We start from the raw sequence: 15,025 nt of genomic DNA, 5'->3' as shown, positions 1-15,025 counted from the left end.
ACATGCCTTCTATTGCCGAACAGCTCAGCGCCGTGCTGGGCGACGCGTTTGCTTCCCTCGAGCTTCCGCGAGAGCTGGGCCGTGTGACCCCGTCCAGGCAGAATCCCGAAATCTTCCCCTTCCAGTGCAATGGCGCCATGCCCGCGGCCAAACAGGCCAAGACCAATCCGCGGGAACTGGCTGGCAAGCTGATCGACGCGCTGCACGGCATCCCGCAGATCGGCGCCGCTGAAATTGCCGGCCCGGGCTTCATCAATCTGCGTCCGGCCGAATACCTCTATGGCGAGCGCGCGGCCGAGATCGCTGCCGATGAGCGGGCCGGAGCGCCGGTCACCGCGGCACCGAAGACGGTGATGATCGATTTCGGCGGCCCCAATGTCGCCAAGCCGATGCATGTCGGCCATCTGCGCTCCTCGGTGCTGGGTGACAGCCTGCAGCGCCTGTTCCGCTTTCGCGGCGACACGGTGGTGTCGGATATCCATCTCGGAGACTGGGGCCTGCAAATGGGCCACCTGATCACCGAGCTGCGCGACGAGCAGCCGGACCTCGTCTATTTCGATCCAGACATTACCGACGGCTATCCATCCGAGCCGCCGGTCACGATCGAGGATCTGGCGCGCCTTTACCCGCAAGCCTCGGTCAAGGCCAAGGCCGATCCGGAGCGGTTGGAGATCTCCCGTGCCGCCACCGCCGAGCTGCAGGCCGGACGTCCGGGCTACCGGGCCTTGCTGCGTCATTTCATCGAGGTTTCGGTCGCCGCCCTGAAACGCGATTTTGGCGCGCTGGGTGTGCATTTCGACCTGTGGAAGGGCGAAAGCGATGTCGACCCCCTGATCCCGGGCCTTGTGCAGGATTTCAAGGATCGCGCCGTTGCAGAGAAAAGTGATGGCGCCTGGGTCGTGCGTGTAGCTCGGGAGGGCGACAAGAAAGAACTCGCGCCTTTGATTCTGGTGACCTCGGGCGGTGCGTCACTCTACGGAACGACGGACCTCGCGACGATCCTCGATCGCAAAAATGAGGTCGGCCCGGACCTGACACTCTACGTTGTCGATCTGGCGCAGTCGGATCATTTCGAGCAAGTTTTCCGCGCTGCCAGCAGGGCGGGCCTGGCGGCTGAGGGGGCGTTGGAGCACGTCAAATTCGGTACCGTCAACGGAACCGACGGCAAACGCCTGCGGACCCGCGATGGTGGCACATTCCGTCTCGCCGACCTGATCTCCTCGGCCATCGAGCGTGCGGGTGAGCGCCTCAAGGAGGCGGGGCTCGCTGCTGATGCATCCGAGGAAGAGCGGGCGAATGTTGCGCGCATGGTTGGTCTGGCTGCGATCAAGTTCGCCGATCTGCAGAATTACCGCACAACCAACTACGTGTTCGATCTGGACCGTTTCACCAGTTTCGAAGGCAAGACAGGTCCCTATCTGCTCTACGCTGCTGTTCGTGTGAAATCGCTCATGCGCAAGGCGGAGCGAGAGGGCGTGGCGCCGGGCGCGATTGTCGTCGGCACCCAGGAAGAGACCGATCTGGTGCTGGCCCTGGACGCTTTTGGCACGGCGCTGGAGCAGGCCTGTGACAACCGGGCGCCAAACACGATCTGTGATCACGCCTTCACCCTGGCCCAGACATTCTCGAAATTCTATGCGGCCTGCCCGATCCTCGGCGCGGATCACGATACGACCAAGGCCTCCCGCCTGGCCCTGGCCCAGGCAACGCTCAAACAGCTTGAGCTCTGCCTGCACCTGGTTGGACTGGAAGCGCCAGAGCGGATGTAGGCCTAGTCGATCGCTTGATCGAGATCCGCGGGGTCCAGGTCATAATCGAGAATATCGCCGGGCCTGCAGTCTAACACCAGGCAGAGTTTGGACAGCGTATCGAAACGCATGCCGCGCACTTTTCCGGTGCGCAACAAGCTGAGCTGCGTTTCGGAAATTCCGATCTCGGCCGCGACCTCCCGGGCGCGCCGCTTTCGTCTCGCCAGCATCACATCCAAGGTAACCCGAACGGGCATCAGACAAAGCCCTCGAGCTGGGCCCGGAGGTCGGCGCCGCGTCGGGCAATCAAGATGAGCACCAACCCTGTCACGGCCAGCATCAGATTTGCCAGCTCCAGATCCAGGGTCATGCCGCGCATCTCTGTGAATCCATTGGCCAATAGGTGCAGAAGCGCTGGCGCGACCAGGATGGCCAGGAAGCCAGCCAGCATGAGGCTGGCGCCCACCTTTGTCAGGCCGGCGATGATCGTGTCGCTGAACGTGCTGCCTTTCTCCAGGCGAACAAGAATTTCCGACGCAAACCAGAGGCCTGCCACATAGCAGACCGGTGCAAGCAGGCTCGGCCACGGGAGAGAATCTGTGATCACGTCCACAACCAGCCCTGCCAGCAACACGCTGGAAAAACCGACCAGAACACCCCGGATAACCAAGGCGGATGGAGCTGGAAAATTATTTGCCATGTCTAACGTCCAATCAGTAGGAAAGTTACGTTAGGCATCAAAAAATTTAAATACAATATAAAATTTTATGCCGGCGCTACTGCGCGCCGGTCTCCAGTTCAGCGATACGGTCGCGGGCATTGTCGCACCAGCCACAGTCGTCGTCTTGCGGCGCAAGCTCGAGAGATGTGCGGAAGGCTGCGAGGGCGGCCTCGCTATTGCCCAGAGCGGCATGTCCTTCCCCGAGGCTGTCAAAGAGATTGCCATCGCCCGGGAAGAGCTCGGTGTTCAGCTCAAAGAGGGCGACGGCCCAGTCACCGCGCTCTTCACCCAGCAGATGAAACCCGACGCGATTCAGGATGCGGCGGTCGCTGAGCTCGCGGCCGGTAATCCCTTCGAGGTGCGCGGGCAGGTCGGCCACGCGCTCAACTGCCTGGCTCTGGCTGAACTGGTTGATCAGCGTATAGGGCGAGGCGTGAACCGGGCTGGCCTCGTAGGTCGGGTCGACCAGCATGCGACGCACGACCGGACCCATGCGATCCGCAGAGGGGCGACTTTCATTGGTCCAGTGCATGATCAGAATGTCGTCTGCCGGATAGCGGCGGATCGTGGCATTGAAAAGCCCGTTCGAGCCGGCGTGATTGACGGGTATGCCCTCGGATCCTGTTTCCACGACCCAGCCATAGCCGTAGTGGTCCGAATCCCGACCTTCCCAGGGCATGTGCGGCGCATGCATTTGTGCGGTTGATTCCGCTGATATTACGCTGCCGTCCTGCAGGGCACGATGCCATCTGCCCATATCGACGAGCGTCGTGTAGAGGCCGCCATTGCCCAGCATGTGCCAGGAGACCTCTTCTTCGCGCCAGCGCTCGATGAAGGTTCCGATATCCGCGCGTTCCGGGTCCAGGAAACCGTGGAAATACATGTGCGCCAGGTTTTCATCGTCCCAGTCGCGCAGGCGGTAACCGGTCTGGTCCATGCCGGCCGGATCCAGCACGGCCTCGATCAGGAAACTTTCATAGTCCGTGCCGCTGACATCCTCGATGATTGCGGCGAGAACCGTATAGCCGGCATTGGAGTATTCCAGCGAGGTGCCTGGCTCCCGGCTGAGCGGGCTGGCGAACAGCGCGGAAAAGAAGTCCTCGCGTGACTTATAGGGGCTGTGATCGCTGCCCTCATAACCGCCAGAATGGTCCGACAGGCCCGAGCTGTGCGTCAGCAGCTGGTGGATGGTGATGCTGGTCTTGTCCGCCGGCAGGTCGGTGAAATACTGATCGAGCGTGTCGGTGACATGCAGCTGGCCGCGCTCCTGCAACACCAGAATGGCCGCCGCGGTGAACTGTTTGGTCAGCGAACCCATGTCGAACACGCTGTCAGGCGTTGCCGGATACTGGGCGTCACGATTGGCTAGCCCGTAGCCCGTGGAAATAAGGGTTTCATCGCCGATCGTGACCAGCAGGCCGCCTGCTGAACCAACCGCCTCCGCCGTGTCGATATAGTCAGTGATGCGTTGCTGCGTATCCGCGTTGACCGTCACGATCTGGGCGATGGCCGACGATGAAATAAGCGAAGTGGCCGCCAGAAGACCGGCGGCAAAAGTTTTGAATGACATGAAACTATCCCGAGCTTGTATGCTGGTGAGATGTGATGAACGCGGCATTTGGATGCAATCGGGATTCAGTCGGACGCAGTCTCCCTACCCGGTTCGGGGGAGAGGCTTTTGTAAAAACAGGTGTATGCTTGGGCCAGATTTTCAGGAGACAGCCATGATCGTTTCACTCATCGCCAGCCTGACCGTCCAGTCCGCCGACCTGCCGACAGATCCGGCGCGACTGTCGGTCCTGATGCAGCAATCCTGTCGCATCCAGCAAGTGGATCGCCAGGGTGGCGCCGAGCCGGATCATTTTGTCTTTTGCCAATGCCTTGACGGTGAGCTGGCCCAGAGCCTGACCCCGGATGCCTATCGCGCTGCAGCGCTGGGTGGGCAGGGTGCGATCCAGGGGCGCGGCGAGATCGCGGATTGGGAAGCGGCACGCCTGGAATCCCAGCAAGTTTTCGCTTCTCTTCCGGAGGGAGAGCAGGCGGGGCTGGGCGGTCATATCCAGAGTGCACTTGGTATCTGTCTGGGCGGCTAGAACACCTCCGGATACAACCGTCAATCTGCATTGACTAAACAGCGTTCGGGCCTACAGTCCTGCAAATCTGTTTGACCGGCCGCGAGGTCCGTTTTACAGGCCACTTCTCCCCGCGGGAGAGACCGGCGAATATGCCGGCGCCGAAGGCGCAACCGCCCCGGAAACGCTCAGGCCAAGGGACCGCGGATGAGATAAACGCTGGAAAGCGGGTGAGGGATCAGACCCTTGCCCCACCGACGGAGCAAGTGCGGCCGGTCCCGATCGGGGGACGTCAGCGGCGCGCACGGAATCTCTCAGGTATTCGGGACAGCGGGGGCGATCAGCTTGCAGGCCTTGCCGGGCGTGCAGGATCGCACCCTTGCAAGGACCCGACATGACCGAAATGCTTCTCAAGACACCACTCCATGCCCTCCATGTCGAACTTGGCGGCAAGATGGTGCCGTTTGCCGGCTATGACATGCCGGTCCAATACCCGCTGGGTATCATGGGCGAGCACAAGCATTGCCGGGAACAGGCCGGCCTGTTCGATGTCTCCCATATGGGCCAGGCCCGCTATGTCGGTGATGAGGCGGCGCTGGAAGCCCTGCTGACCTGTGACCTGTCCGAGATCGGGGCCGGCGAACAGAAATACACCCTGCTGCCCAATGAGCGCGGCGGTATCCGCGATGACCTGATGGTCTCGCGCCCGGACGGCAATGGCATCTACCTGGTGGTCAACGCCGCCACAAAGGACGCCGATTTCGCCCATATCGAAGCGGCGACGGCCGGCAAGGGCAATCTGACCCGCATTCCCGAGCGCGCGCTTCTCGCGCTGCAGGGCCCGGCGGCCAAGGACGTGATGGCGCGGCTCTGCCCGGACGCCTGCAAGATGGTCTTCATGCAGTGCGGCGTGTTCACGCTGGATGGGGCTGAGGTGATGATCTCGCGCTCGGGCTATACCGGCGAAGACGGGTTCGAGATCTCGATCCCTGAGGCTGATGCGGATCGCATTGCCCGCTTGCTGCTGGCCCAGGACGAGGTCGAGGCCATCGGTCTTGGCGCCCGCGACAGTCTGCGCCTTGAAGCCGGGCTCTGCCTTTACGGCCACGACATGGACGAGAACCGCACCGCGGTCGAAGCCTCCCTGATCTGGGCGCTGGGCAAGACGCGCCGCGAGCGCGGTGACTTCCCCGGTGCTGACGTGATCGCCCGGCAGATCGAAGAAAAGACCTGCGAAAAGCGGGTCGGCCTGACGTTGACCGGTGCTCCGGCCCGCGAAGGCGCCGAGATCGCCGACAAATCCGGCAATGTCATCGGCATTGTGACCTCGGGCGGCTTCGGTCCGACCGTGAGCGGTCCGGTCGCCATGGGCTATGTCGATCGCGACTTCATGAAGCCCGGCACCGAGGTCGATATCCTCGTGCGCGGCAAGCCGCGCGCCGCCACCATCACCAAATTGCCGTTCGTACCGGCGAATTTCTATCGGGGCTGAGGCCCGGTTTTCCTATCAGGGGCAGGAGATAAACCCATGACCACACGTTACACCGAAGACCATGAATGGATCACCGTTGACGGCGATATCGCCACTGTCGGCATCACCGCTTTCGCTGCTGGTCAGCTCGGCGATGTCGTCTTTGTCGAACTTCCCGAAGTCGGCAAGGCGCTGAGCAAGGGCGACGAGTTCGCCGTCGTCGAGTCGGTCAAGGCCGCCTCGGAAGTCTATGCCCCGGTCGACGGCGAGATCACTGCCATCAATGACGCCCTCGAGGGCGAGCCGGCCAAGGTCAATGAAGACGCCACCGGTGATGGCTGGTTCGTCAAGATCAAGCTCTCCGACGCCGCCCAGCTCGACGGCCTGATGGACGAAGCCGCCTACAACGCTCACACGGCGTAGAGGACAAGAGATGGACATCACTGGCCAAACACGAAAATTTCGCGTGTCGATGATCGAGTTGACAGGTTTGCTTGTTTTCGGATGGGGTGGGTCGGGTGCCTTTGTGTCCGGAGGTGTCGACGTTTTGAGGCTCGCGCTGGCGGGACTTGGGCTTGCAACCTATCTGTCGGTCCGGCTTTGGGGTGACCACGCCGCCCCCCGTTTGCACAATCCCATTCTCGCTGTCGTGTCGCTACCCTATTTATCTCATTTTTTCATGAGCTTCGGCATTGATTATCGTGCGGCGCTCCTCACCGGAGCCATTGCGACAGCGTTTGTTGTCGCACTGCCGGTCGTTGGTGCGGAAATCTACCGCAAGCTGTTGACCGCTCAGATGAAGGACACCTGATGCGATACCTCCCCCACACAGATACTGACCGCAAGGCCATGCTCGATGCGATCGGCGTGGCCTCGATCGATGATCTTTTCACCGATGTGCCGGAAGCGGCGCGGCTGGATGGACTGGTCGACCTGCCGACCAAGCAGGGTGAATTGCAGGTCGAGCGGGCCATGGCGGCCATGTCGGCACGCAATGTCGCTGCCAGCCAGGCACCGTTCTTTGTGGGGGCGGGCGCTTACAAGCACCACATTCCCTCGACCGTGGACCATCTGATCCAGCGGTCGGAATTCCTGACCGCCTACACGCCCTACCAGCCGGAAATCTCGCAGGGGACGCTGCAGACCCTGTTTGAATTCCAGACCCAGGTGGCGCTCCTGACCGGCATGGATGTGGCCAACGCCTCCATGTATGACGGCTCCACGGCCTGTGCCGAGGCGGTCATGATGGCGGCCCGCGTGACGCGGCGGACCAAGGCCGTGATGGCCGGGTCAGTCCACCCGCACTATGTCGAGGCCTCGCAGACGCTGGCCAAGTATTCCGACGTCTCCATCTCGGTGACAGATGCGGCACCGGCGGATCTCGACGCCGTGATCGCCGAGATCGACGACACGACCGCCTGCGTGGTCATCCAGACGCCGGACATTTTCGGCCGCCTTCACGATCTGCGCGAGGTCTCGCGCATCGCCCATGAAAAGGGCGCCCTGGTTATTGCCGTCTTCACGGAAGCCGTGTCACTGGGCCTGATCGAAGCGCCGGGCCATATGGGCGCGGACATCGCGGTGGGCGAGGGGCAGTCGATCGGCGTCGGCCTGAATTTCGGCGGACCCTATGTGGGCCTGTTCGCCTGCAAGGATGATCGTCGCTTCATCCGCCAGATGCCGGGCCGCCTGGCCGGTGAAACCATCGATGCCGATGGCCGCCGCGGCTATGTGCTGACCCTGTCGACCCGCGAGCAGCATATCCGCCGCGACAAGGCGACCTCCAATATCTGCACCAATTCCGGCCTCTGTGCGCTGGCCTGGACCATTCACATGACGCTCCTGGGCGAGAAGGGCCTGACCCAGCTGGCCCGTCTCAATCATGAGACGGCGTGCGAGTTGGCCGATACGCTGGGGTCGATCCCGGGCGTGGAAGTGGTCAATGACAGCTTCTTCAATGAGTTCACGCTCCTGCTGCCCAGAAATGCAGACCAGGTGGTGAACGACCTCGCCGGATTCGGCGTGCTGGGCGGTGTGCCCGCCAGCCGTCTCTATCCGGGCCGGTTCGAGAATTATCTCATCGTCGCAGCGACCGAAACCAACACGCCGGAAGACATTGCCGTCTTCGCGAAGGCCCTGGCAGGAGTGCTTTAAGATGGGCATGAATACGCAAGGACGTCCCACCCGCATGGCTGAGAATATCGCCACCGGGGGCTATGCCGACACGATTTCGGGCAGTCGGGGTCTCGACCAGGCCGAGGCGCTTATCTTCGAACGTGGCGCCATGGATCGCTGCGGCGTTGACCTGCCCGAACCCAAGGGTCTCAAGACCCGCCTGGGCGGCCTCGACCGCACGGGCGAGATCGGTCTGCCCGGCCTCGCCGAGCCGGAGACCATGCGCCATTATGTGCGCCTGTCACGGAAGAATTACGCCATCGATCTGGGCCTCTATCCGCTCGGTTCGTGCACGATGAAGCATAATCCGCGTCTCAACGAGAAAGTCGCGCGCCTGCCCGGCTTTGCCGATGTGCACCCGCTGCAGCCGGCCTCGACCGTGCAGGGCGCGTATCAGGTCATGGACGAGCTGGCCCATTGGCTGATGACGCTGACCAACATGCCCGCTGTCGCCCTGTCGCCGAAAGCCGGCGCGCATGGTGAGTTCTGCGGCATGATGGCGATCCGCGCCCGTCTCGACGCCGATGGTCAGACCCATCGTCGCCGCGTTCTCGTGCCCGAAAGTGCCCATGGCACCAATCCGGCAACCGCGGTCCAGTGTGGCTTCACCGTTGACGAGATCCCGGCCGACAAGACCGGCCGGGTCGACATGGAGGCTTTCAAGGCCAAGCTCGGCGATGATGTCGCCGGCATCATGCTGACCAATCCCAATACGTGCGGGCTGTTCGAGCGGGACATTCGCGAGATCGCCGACCTGATCCACGAGGCGGGCGGCTATTTCTATTGCGACGGCGCCAATTTCAACGCCATTGTCGGCCGGGTCCGTCCGGGCGATCTCGGCGTTGATGCGATGCACATCAATCTGCACAAGACCTTCTCCACCCCGCATGGCGGCGGCGGCCCCGGTTCCGGTCCGACCGTCTTGTCTGATGCGCTGGCGCCGTTTGCTCCGGTCCCTTACGTCGTCGAGACCGAGAAAGGTCGCCTCGCGATGGTGGAGCATATGGACGACGCCAAGGGTGACCCCTTCGGCCGCATGGCGGCCTTCCATGGCCAGATGGGCATGTTCACCCGCGCACTCACCTACATGATGAGCCATGGCTCGGACGGGCTGAAGCAGGTGGCTGAGGATGCGGTGCTCAACGCCAATTACATCCAGGCCCGTCTCAGCCATGTCATGACGGCAGCCTATGACGGCACCTGCATGCATGAAGCCCTGTTCGACGACCGCTTCCTCAAGGATACGGGGGTGACCACGCTCGATTTTGCCAAGGCAATGATCGATGAGGGCTACCACCCGATGACCATGTATTTCCCGCTGGTCGTCCATGGGGCGATGTTGATCGAGCCGACCGAAACCGAGTCGATGAGTGGTCTCGACCGCTTCATCGAAGTGCTCGAAGCGCTCGCCACTGCCGCCAAGGACGGTGACACGGACCGCTTCCTGGCCGCTCCGGTGCATGCTCCGACCAAGCGCCTCGACGAAACACGTGCTGCCCGTCAGCCGGTCCTGCGCTGGACGCCCCCGATCGACACGGTCGAAGCGGCGGAATAGGCCTGGTCTTGTCCGGGACTGTCGTGGAGACGGTCCCGGATGACAGCTGGCTCTTGGGCGAGATAAATTATGCGCACGGTCATCGCAGTGCGGGGGCTTTGCCAGTGCAGCGGTGATTGGGTCCTGCGGAACGCCCTTTGCTGCAACACTGGTTTGTGAAACCGGTGCGCAGATGCAACATGCCCCGGACGAGTATCAGGCGCCGCCTGAATTTCGGCGCTTTTGTCTCGCATTGGGGTGATGTTTACGCGTTTATGGTTGTCTGTCTGTCTACGCGCCCCATATCGATGGTGCGCCCCGACAGACGGGGTTGGAGATGGTTGCAGCAATGAATGAGAGCCTGAATGGTTGGGCAAGAAGCCACCCGATCGGCGCCTTTGTGGTGCTGATCATCCGTGGCATCTGCATCGCCATAGGTCTCATCCTGATGGTGCTGTCAGTCCCGATCGCGATTCTGACACCTTTTCCGCTTGTGCCGATCGGCGCTTTTGTTGGCCTGTTCGGCCTCATCCTCGTCGCCGGTGCGTCGAAGACCTTGCACGCGAAGATTACGAGCTTGTTGCGCCGCTGGCCCTGGCTGTGGAAGCGTGTGCGCTGGGCCTTCGGCGAAAAGGATGTGGACCCGGCTGAATAGCCGTAATCCTAGGTCCAGTCAGTCCGGAAACTCGATCGCGCTTGCCGGGCGAGCGTGTCCGGCACGCCCGCTGCCTCCACATGTTTCGACCAATTCCCGGCCGCCGCAAGGATCTCGTCCAGCATCGCCTGGAGGCGCGCCGGCTTGATGTCGACGAAGCGTCCGAAGCGGATCAAGTCTTCCAGTGCAAACCCGTCCGTCTTGCCTGCCAGGGACATCTGGTGCTGCGAGGTCCAGGGGCCGGACGGGTTGTAGGCATGGACCACGTCATAGGCCGGAGCGAGCGACCAGCGCCCCGCCCTGTCCATCAGGAAGGCGATGTTCTTCACATGGTCGTCCTGGTTGCGGATGACAATGTTGAGCAGGGCGCGCCGTACCATCTCCTCGCGCGCCTGATGGTCGAGGCCGAGCATGCGGATGGTCTCGATGGCCTGCTCATAGCTGTAAGCGCGCGACTGGTTGAAATCGAAATGGCGCATCGCGCTCAGCGTCTGCATGTGCAGCTTGCCGCCGGTTGGCGTGCGGTCGAAGCGGCGGGTCATGAAGTGCGCACGGCCGCCTTCCTCGTGCAGCCGGCACTCGGCCATGGTGACCCCGGCCTCGCGCGCCAGCAGGTGACAGGCATATTCCAACCGGCCATAGCCGAGGGGATCAGCAATCTCCTTGTCAGCATTCTCGCTGACTCCGTCGAACTTCAGCAACCAGGGCTCAAAGCCGGCCGCAAGGTCGAGCTGACCCGATCGAAATTCCCCGGTGGCCGGATTCCAGGCCAGGACGGCCTTGGCCCGCGCGCCGCCGGCAGACGTGCCGACACGCAATATGTCCTCGAGCACAAGATGGTCACCATCGCCGGTGAGCCGCCCCTTCAATTCCAGGCGGTCCTTGACGATGCGGTCGGCCAGCTCGACCAGCCCGCCAACTTCCAGGGCGCGGCCCGTGCCCACGGAACCGGCGCGTGCCGCAGGCTCGAATTCCAGCGCGCCCATGCCCCGGCGTCCGGTATAGCAAAGCCGTTCCACTGGATTGAAGCTGCTGGGTTCGCGGCCCTGTTCGGCCAGCCAGCGATTGATCAGGAGATTGCCGAATTTGTCCGGCAGGCTGTCAGCCAGCAGGCCAGGCAGGCCCTTGAAGGTGCCGCGGGGGAGGCCGGGAAATTGGAAAACCCCGGGCTGAAGCGGCATGGTGAGCGGAGCCGGTTCGATCCCGGACCGGGTGAATTCCGCTACGTATTCGAAAGCCCCCACGTCACGCCCATCATCCCACAGGACGGCACCGATCCGGCGGCCCCACAGGATGACATCGGCGCGGGTCATGCCTCGTCCTCATCACCCCATTGCCAGGGGCGATCCGGCACGGCTGCGCTGTCGCGGACACGCTGGCGGGCTTGTTTCTTTCCGCTCCGCGGATCGAGCGGGCTGAGTGTTGCATCCGGCACCAGCGCGAGCAGCCGGTCCTCGATCCCGAGCGCCCGAAGCACTCGGGTGACCGTGTCCAGCGTCCCGTTTCCGCCTGTCTCAAGCCGTCTCAGCGTCCGGCTGGAGATGCCGGCCTGTTGGGCGAGATCTTCCTGCTTGATACGGCGGGCAATCCGGTAGCGCTCGATTTGCGTGCCCAATTGTTCGAGCAGTGCATCGATTGGCTTGAGCGCATTGGATGTATTATCAGCCATATTGGTCCGATTACTTGCGAAAATCGATTTAAACGGACAAATACAACCGGTTTCGAGAAGTGTCAAACAGGCATTATGAGTCCGGTTATCTCCCTTAGTTGCCACTATCGGCAATATTTGTCCGATTACGCGGTACCGGCCAAGAAAAAAGCCCGCAGCTTGCGCCGCGGGCTTGTTGTCATCTCAGGGCCGGGAGCGGCCTAGTTGAGCTGTTCGCCAACCGATTTGATGTCGGCGTCGACGATCCTGTTCAGATCAGTCTTCTTCAACTGCGTCTTGAGGATCTCCTCAGCCGCCTGGGCAGCGAGCTCGGCAGCAGCGGCTTTGACTTCCGCGGCGGCCTGGGCCTCGGCCTGGGCGATGCGCTGCTCGGCCATGGCCGTGCGGCGTTCGAGACGCTCGGTCATTTCCTTGCGGGCTTCCGCTTTCAGCGACTTCGCCTCAGTCTTGGCCTGGGTGATGATCGCCTCGGCTTCGGCTTCCGCCTCGCGCTGCTTGCGCTGATAGGAGGCCAGCATTTCAGCGGCTTCCTCACGCAGGCGTTTGGCCTCGTCCAGCTCCGAGGAGATGGCATCGGCGCGGTCATCCAGCGTCTTGGCGATCGTCTTGTGGACGCCCATGCGCAGAAGCAGGGCAAAGAAGACGATCAGGGCCAGGAAGGCAAAGAAGGACGGGTCGCCCGGCTGTGCAGCCAGCCATTCCAGGATGGTCTGCTCTTCGCCGTGTCCGGTTTCTTCAGCACGGATCATCATGGGCTAGGCCTCCTTCGCCTTGAGCAGACCGTCGACGGCCTTGCCGGCGTCGGCCTCGGAGACATCCACGCCAGCAAGTGCCGTGACAGCCGCAGACGTTGCCGTGGTCGCGATCCCGCGGACTTCGGAAAATGCCTTTTCCTTGGCCTTGCGGATCGCCGCTTCCGCGGTTTCCTGCTTGGTTGCCAGCTCGGCTTCCACGCCAGCGGTTTCCTTGGCGATCTCGGCGTCGAGCGCCTTGCGCGTATCCGCCGCGATGACATGTGCCTTGGAACGCGCTTCAGCGAGCGATTTCTCATACGCTTCGCCGGCGGCTTCGGCATCAGCCTTGGCCTGGGCGGCAGCGTCCAGATCGTCCGCGATACGATCGCGGCGGTCTTCGATCGTCGTCTTGATCTTCGGCAGAATGAAACGATCCAGCGCGACGTACAAAATCACGAAGAAGATCGTCAGCCAGAAGAGCTGCGACGCGAAATAGGTCGGGTCGAAGGGCGGGAACACACCCGAATCTGCATGGTCGGCAGCAGCGTCGGCGACGTGTTGGGCCACTTCTGAATGCGGTGCGTGCGTCATGGGACGCCGGCTCCTCTAATCAGGTGGAGCAAAAGGAGAGGGGCCGCATCCGGTGATGCGGCCACCTTCCTGAATAATCAGACGGCGAACAGCAGCAGCAGGGCAATGAGCAGCGAGAAGATGCCCAGAGCTTCCGTCACGGCGAAGCCGAAGATCAGGTTGCCGAACTGCGACTGGGCAGCCGACGGATTGCGCATGGCACCCTGCAGGAAGGAACCGAAGATGTTACCCACGCCGACAGCAGCGCCGAGCATGCCGAGGCAAGCGAGGCCAGCACCGATGTATTTGCCCATTTCTTCCATATCAAAAACTCCTTTGAGGGGGCTGTATCAGGTTGTTGCGGTTTGTGACGCCTGCGGATCAGTGACCCGGATGCAGGGCGTCGTTGAGATAGATGCAGGTCAGCACCGCAAACACATAGGCTTGCAGGAAGGCGACCAGGAATTCGAGAGCGGTCAGGCCGAGCGTCATCGCGAACGGCGCGATGCCGAAGATGTAGCCCGGGATCGGACCCCATTCCATGCCGACGGTCCAGGCAGCGAGCCCGACGACGAAGCCGGCGAACACTTTGAGCAGGATGTGGCCGGCCAACATGTTGGCGAACAGACGCACGGAATGGCTGATCGGGCGCGAGATGAAGGAAATGATCTCGATCGGCGTCACGATGAAAAGCAGCGGCCAGGGCACGCCGGACGGGACGAAGAGGCGCAGGAATTTGGCACCATTCTTATAGACGCCGTACACAACGACGGTCAGCCAGACCAGCAGGGCCATCGCAACCGTCACGATCAGGTGGCTGGTCACGGTGAAGGAGTGGGCACCCGGCGCCGGGAAATACGGGAACATGCCGAGCATGTTGGCGACCAGGATGAAGATGAAGAGCGTGAACACGAAGGGGAAGAAGCGCAGGCCTTCCTGACCGGCGGACGACCTGACCATGTCGGCGACAAAGCCGTAAATGATCTCGGCCACCGACTGGGCGCGGTTCGGCACCAGGGCCCGGCTCGACATGGCGATGGTGAACAGTCCGATGGTCAGGACCGCCGTCAGCATCATGAAATAGCTGGAATTGGTGAAAGCCAGATTCAGACCAAAGGCCTCGAAGGGGAAAACCTCGTGGACTTCAAACTGCTTGATCGGGTTGGTGTCTGCCACGCCCGGCCTCTTTCATGTCTTGCGGCTTGCGCCGTCTTGAACCCGTGAAATCGTCAGGCGTTATCGCCGTCGGACTCCGAACTTATCTCGCGTGCGGCGCGCACCACATTAAGAGTGCCTGCCGCGAAACCCAGCATCGTACCGATGATCAGACCGAAAGGACTGATTCCGGCGATGAGGTCGAGCCCGAAGCCCAGCACACCGCCAACCAGCACGCCGCCGAAGAATTCTGACCCGTAACGCATTCCCAGTGACCAAGCAGAGCTGGGTGGTTTTCCGGCCGGTTCTTGGTGCTTGCTGCGCTTCGCATCAATGCGCTGCTGCAGCTCGTCCAGATCGGCTCGGGAATGGGTGCGCGGGTTGTCGTCTTCGCCTGACATGTTGGACCGGTCTGCCTGCGGAAGAAGAGCCCCCCACAGGCGCGCGCACACTATCCACGGCCCTGCGGCAAGTCAAGCAAGCCTGCGCGCTTGGTAAGTTGCTGATATAATTGATCGTAT

18 protein-coding genes and 1 riboswitch are annotated in these 15,025 nt (G+C 62.1%); of the genes, 8 read left to right on the top strand and 10 right to left on the bottom strand.

All coding sequences use genetic code 11. The features are described from left to right. The first annotated feature begins 2 nt into the window (after positions 1-2). Positions 3-1,769 carry an arginine--tRNA ligase gene (gene argS / locus JXQ94_RS09720; protein WP_421923573.1) on the top strand — a complete coding sequence of 589 codons (1,767 nt, stop codon included), beginning with the start codon at positions 3-5 and terminating at the stop codon, positions 1,767-1,769. A gap of 2 nt (positions 1,770-1,771) precedes the next feature. Here argS and JXQ94_RS09715 read toward each other — a convergent pair whose 3' ends face one another. The 3 genes from JXQ94_RS09715 to JXQ94_RS09705 form a co-directional block, all read right to left on the bottom strand. After that, positions 1,772-2,005 carry a helix-turn-helix domain-containing protein gene (locus JXQ94_RS09715; protein ID WP_421923572.1) on the bottom strand — a complete coding sequence of 78 codons (234 nt, stop codon included), beginning with the start codon at positions 2,003-2,005 and terminating at the stop codon, positions 1,772-1,774. Next, positions 2,005-2,448 carry a hypothetical protein gene (locus JXQ94_RS09710; RefSeq protein ID WP_421923571.1) on the bottom strand — a complete coding sequence of 148 codons (444 nt, stop codon included), beginning with the start codon at positions 2,446-2,448 and terminating at the stop codon, positions 2,005-2,007. The genes JXQ94_RS09715 and JXQ94_RS09710 overlap by 1 nt, the downstream gene beginning before the upstream one ends. A gap of 76 nt (positions 2,449-2,524) precedes the next feature. Then, positions 2,525-4,039 (bottom strand): serine hydrolase, encoded by a 1,515-nt coding sequence (locus JXQ94_RS09705; RefSeq protein ID WP_421923570.1) that lies wholly within the window; start codon positions 4,037-4,039, stop codon positions 2,525-2,527. Positions 4,040-4,193: 154 nt separating this feature from the next. On the opposite strand from JXQ94_RS09705, the gene JXQ94_RS09700 reads away from it, so the two are divergent. From JXQ94_RS09700 to JXQ94_RS09670, 7 genes are all read left to right on the top strand, one after another. Continuing rightward, positions 4,194-4,562, top strand: coding sequence for a hypothetical protein (locus JXQ94_RS09700; protein ID WP_421923569.1), 369 nt, complete (start codon positions 4,194-4,196; stop codon positions 4,560-4,562). 103 nt (positions 4,563-4,665) lie between these two features. Then, positions 4,666-4,755: riboswitch (glycine riboswitch) on the top strand. A 180-nt stretch (positions 4,756-4,935) separates the two neighbouring features. Beyond that, positions 4,936-6,033, top strand: a complete 1,098-nt coding sequence (gene gcvT / locus JXQ94_RS09695) for a glycine cleavage system aminomethyltransferase GcvT (RefSeq protein ID WP_421923568.1) — start codon at positions 4,936-4,938, stop codon at positions 6,031-6,033. 36 nt (positions 6,034-6,069) lie between these two features. Continuing rightward, complete coding sequence (gene gcvH / locus JXQ94_RS09690; RefSeq protein ID WP_421923567.1) at positions 6,070-6,435, top strand: glycine cleavage system protein GcvH; 366 nt, start codon at positions 6,070-6,072, stop codon at positions 6,433-6,435. 10 nt (positions 6,436-6,445) lie between these two features. Beyond that, positions 6,446-6,823 carry a hypothetical protein gene (locus JXQ94_RS09685; protein ID WP_421923566.1) on the top strand — a complete coding sequence of 126 codons (378 nt, stop codon included), beginning with the start codon at positions 6,446-6,448 and terminating at the stop codon, positions 6,821-6,823. Next, positions 6,823-8,166 (top strand): aminomethyl-transferring glycine dehydrogenase subunit GcvPA, encoded by a 1,344-nt coding sequence (gene gcvPA, locus JXQ94_RS09680; RefSeq protein ID WP_421923565.1) that lies wholly within the window; start codon positions 6,823-6,825, stop codon positions 8,164-8,166. Before JXQ94_RS09685 ends, gcvPA begins: the two co-directional genes overlap by 1 nt. A gap of 1 nt (position 8,167) precedes the next feature. Beyond that, positions 8,168-9,742, top strand: a complete 1,575-nt coding sequence (gcvPB, locus tag JXQ94_RS09675) for an aminomethyl-transferring glycine dehydrogenase subunit GcvPB (RefSeq protein ID WP_421923564.1) — start codon at positions 8,168-8,170, stop codon at positions 9,740-9,742. 328 nt (positions 9,743-10,070) lie between these two features. Continuing rightward, on the top strand, positions 10,071-10,376 hold the full coding sequence (locus tag JXQ94_RS09670; protein ID WP_295694892.1) for a hypothetical protein: 306 nt from the start codon (positions 10,071-10,073) through the stop codon (positions 10,374-10,376). Positions 10,377-10,384: 8 nt separating this feature from the next. Here JXQ94_RS09670 and JXQ94_RS09665 read toward each other — a convergent pair whose 3' ends face one another. The 7 genes from JXQ94_RS09665 to JXQ94_RS09635 all read right to left on the bottom strand — a co-directional run bounded on the left by JXQ94_RS09665 (position 10,385) and on the right by JXQ94_RS09635 (position 14,956). Continuing rightward, on the bottom strand, positions 10,385-11,689 hold the full coding sequence (locus JXQ94_RS09665; RefSeq protein ID WP_421923563.1) for a type II toxin-antitoxin system HipA family toxin: 1,305 nt from the start codon (positions 11,687-11,689) through the stop codon (positions 10,385-10,387). Next, complete coding sequence (locus JXQ94_RS09660) at positions 11,686-12,045, bottom strand: helix-turn-helix transcriptional regulator (protein WP_421923562.1); 360 nt, start codon at positions 12,043-12,045, stop codon at positions 11,686-11,688. The genes JXQ94_RS09665 and JXQ94_RS09660 overlap by 4 nt, the downstream gene beginning before the upstream one ends. Positions 12,046-12,245: 200 nt before the next feature. Then, positions 12,246-12,797: a F0F1 ATP synthase subunit B gene (locus JXQ94_RS09655; protein ID WP_421923561.1), complete on the bottom strand. Its 552-nt coding sequence runs from the start codon at positions 12,795-12,797 to the stop codon at positions 12,246-12,248. A 3-nt stretch (positions 12,798-12,800) separates the two neighbouring features. After that, a complete protein-coding gene (locus JXQ94_RS09650; RefSeq protein WP_421923560.1) occupies positions 12,801-13,370 on the bottom strand; it encodes a F0F1 ATP synthase subunit B' in 570 nt (189 codons plus the stop codon). 77 nt (positions 13,371-13,447) lie between these two features. Beyond that, positions 13,448-13,672, bottom strand: a complete 225-nt coding sequence (locus tag JXQ94_RS09645) for a F0F1 ATP synthase subunit C (protein ID WP_138511683.1) — start codon at positions 13,670-13,672, stop codon at positions 13,448-13,450. Between the two features lie 58 nt (positions 13,673-13,730). Beyond that, entirely contained in the window at positions 13,731-14,525 is a 795-nt protein-coding gene (locus JXQ94_RS09640; protein WP_421923559.1) for a F0F1 ATP synthase subunit A, read from the bottom strand. 53 nt (positions 14,526-14,578) lie between these two features. Next, entirely contained in the window at positions 14,579-14,956 is a 378-nt protein-coding gene (locus tag JXQ94_RS09635) for an AtpZ/AtpI family protein (RefSeq protein WP_421923557.1), read from the bottom strand. Positions 14,957-15,025: the final 69 nt, after the last annotated feature.

This window comes from Maricaulis maris, assembly GCF_049116555.1.
Taxonomy (GTDB): domain Bacteria; phylum Pseudomonadota; class Alphaproteobacteria; order Caulobacterales; family Maricaulaceae; genus Maricaulis; species Maricaulis maris_C.
The sequence above is the reverse complement of the archived record's forward strand: the minus strand, read 5'-3'. Positions and strand labels throughout refer to the sequence as shown.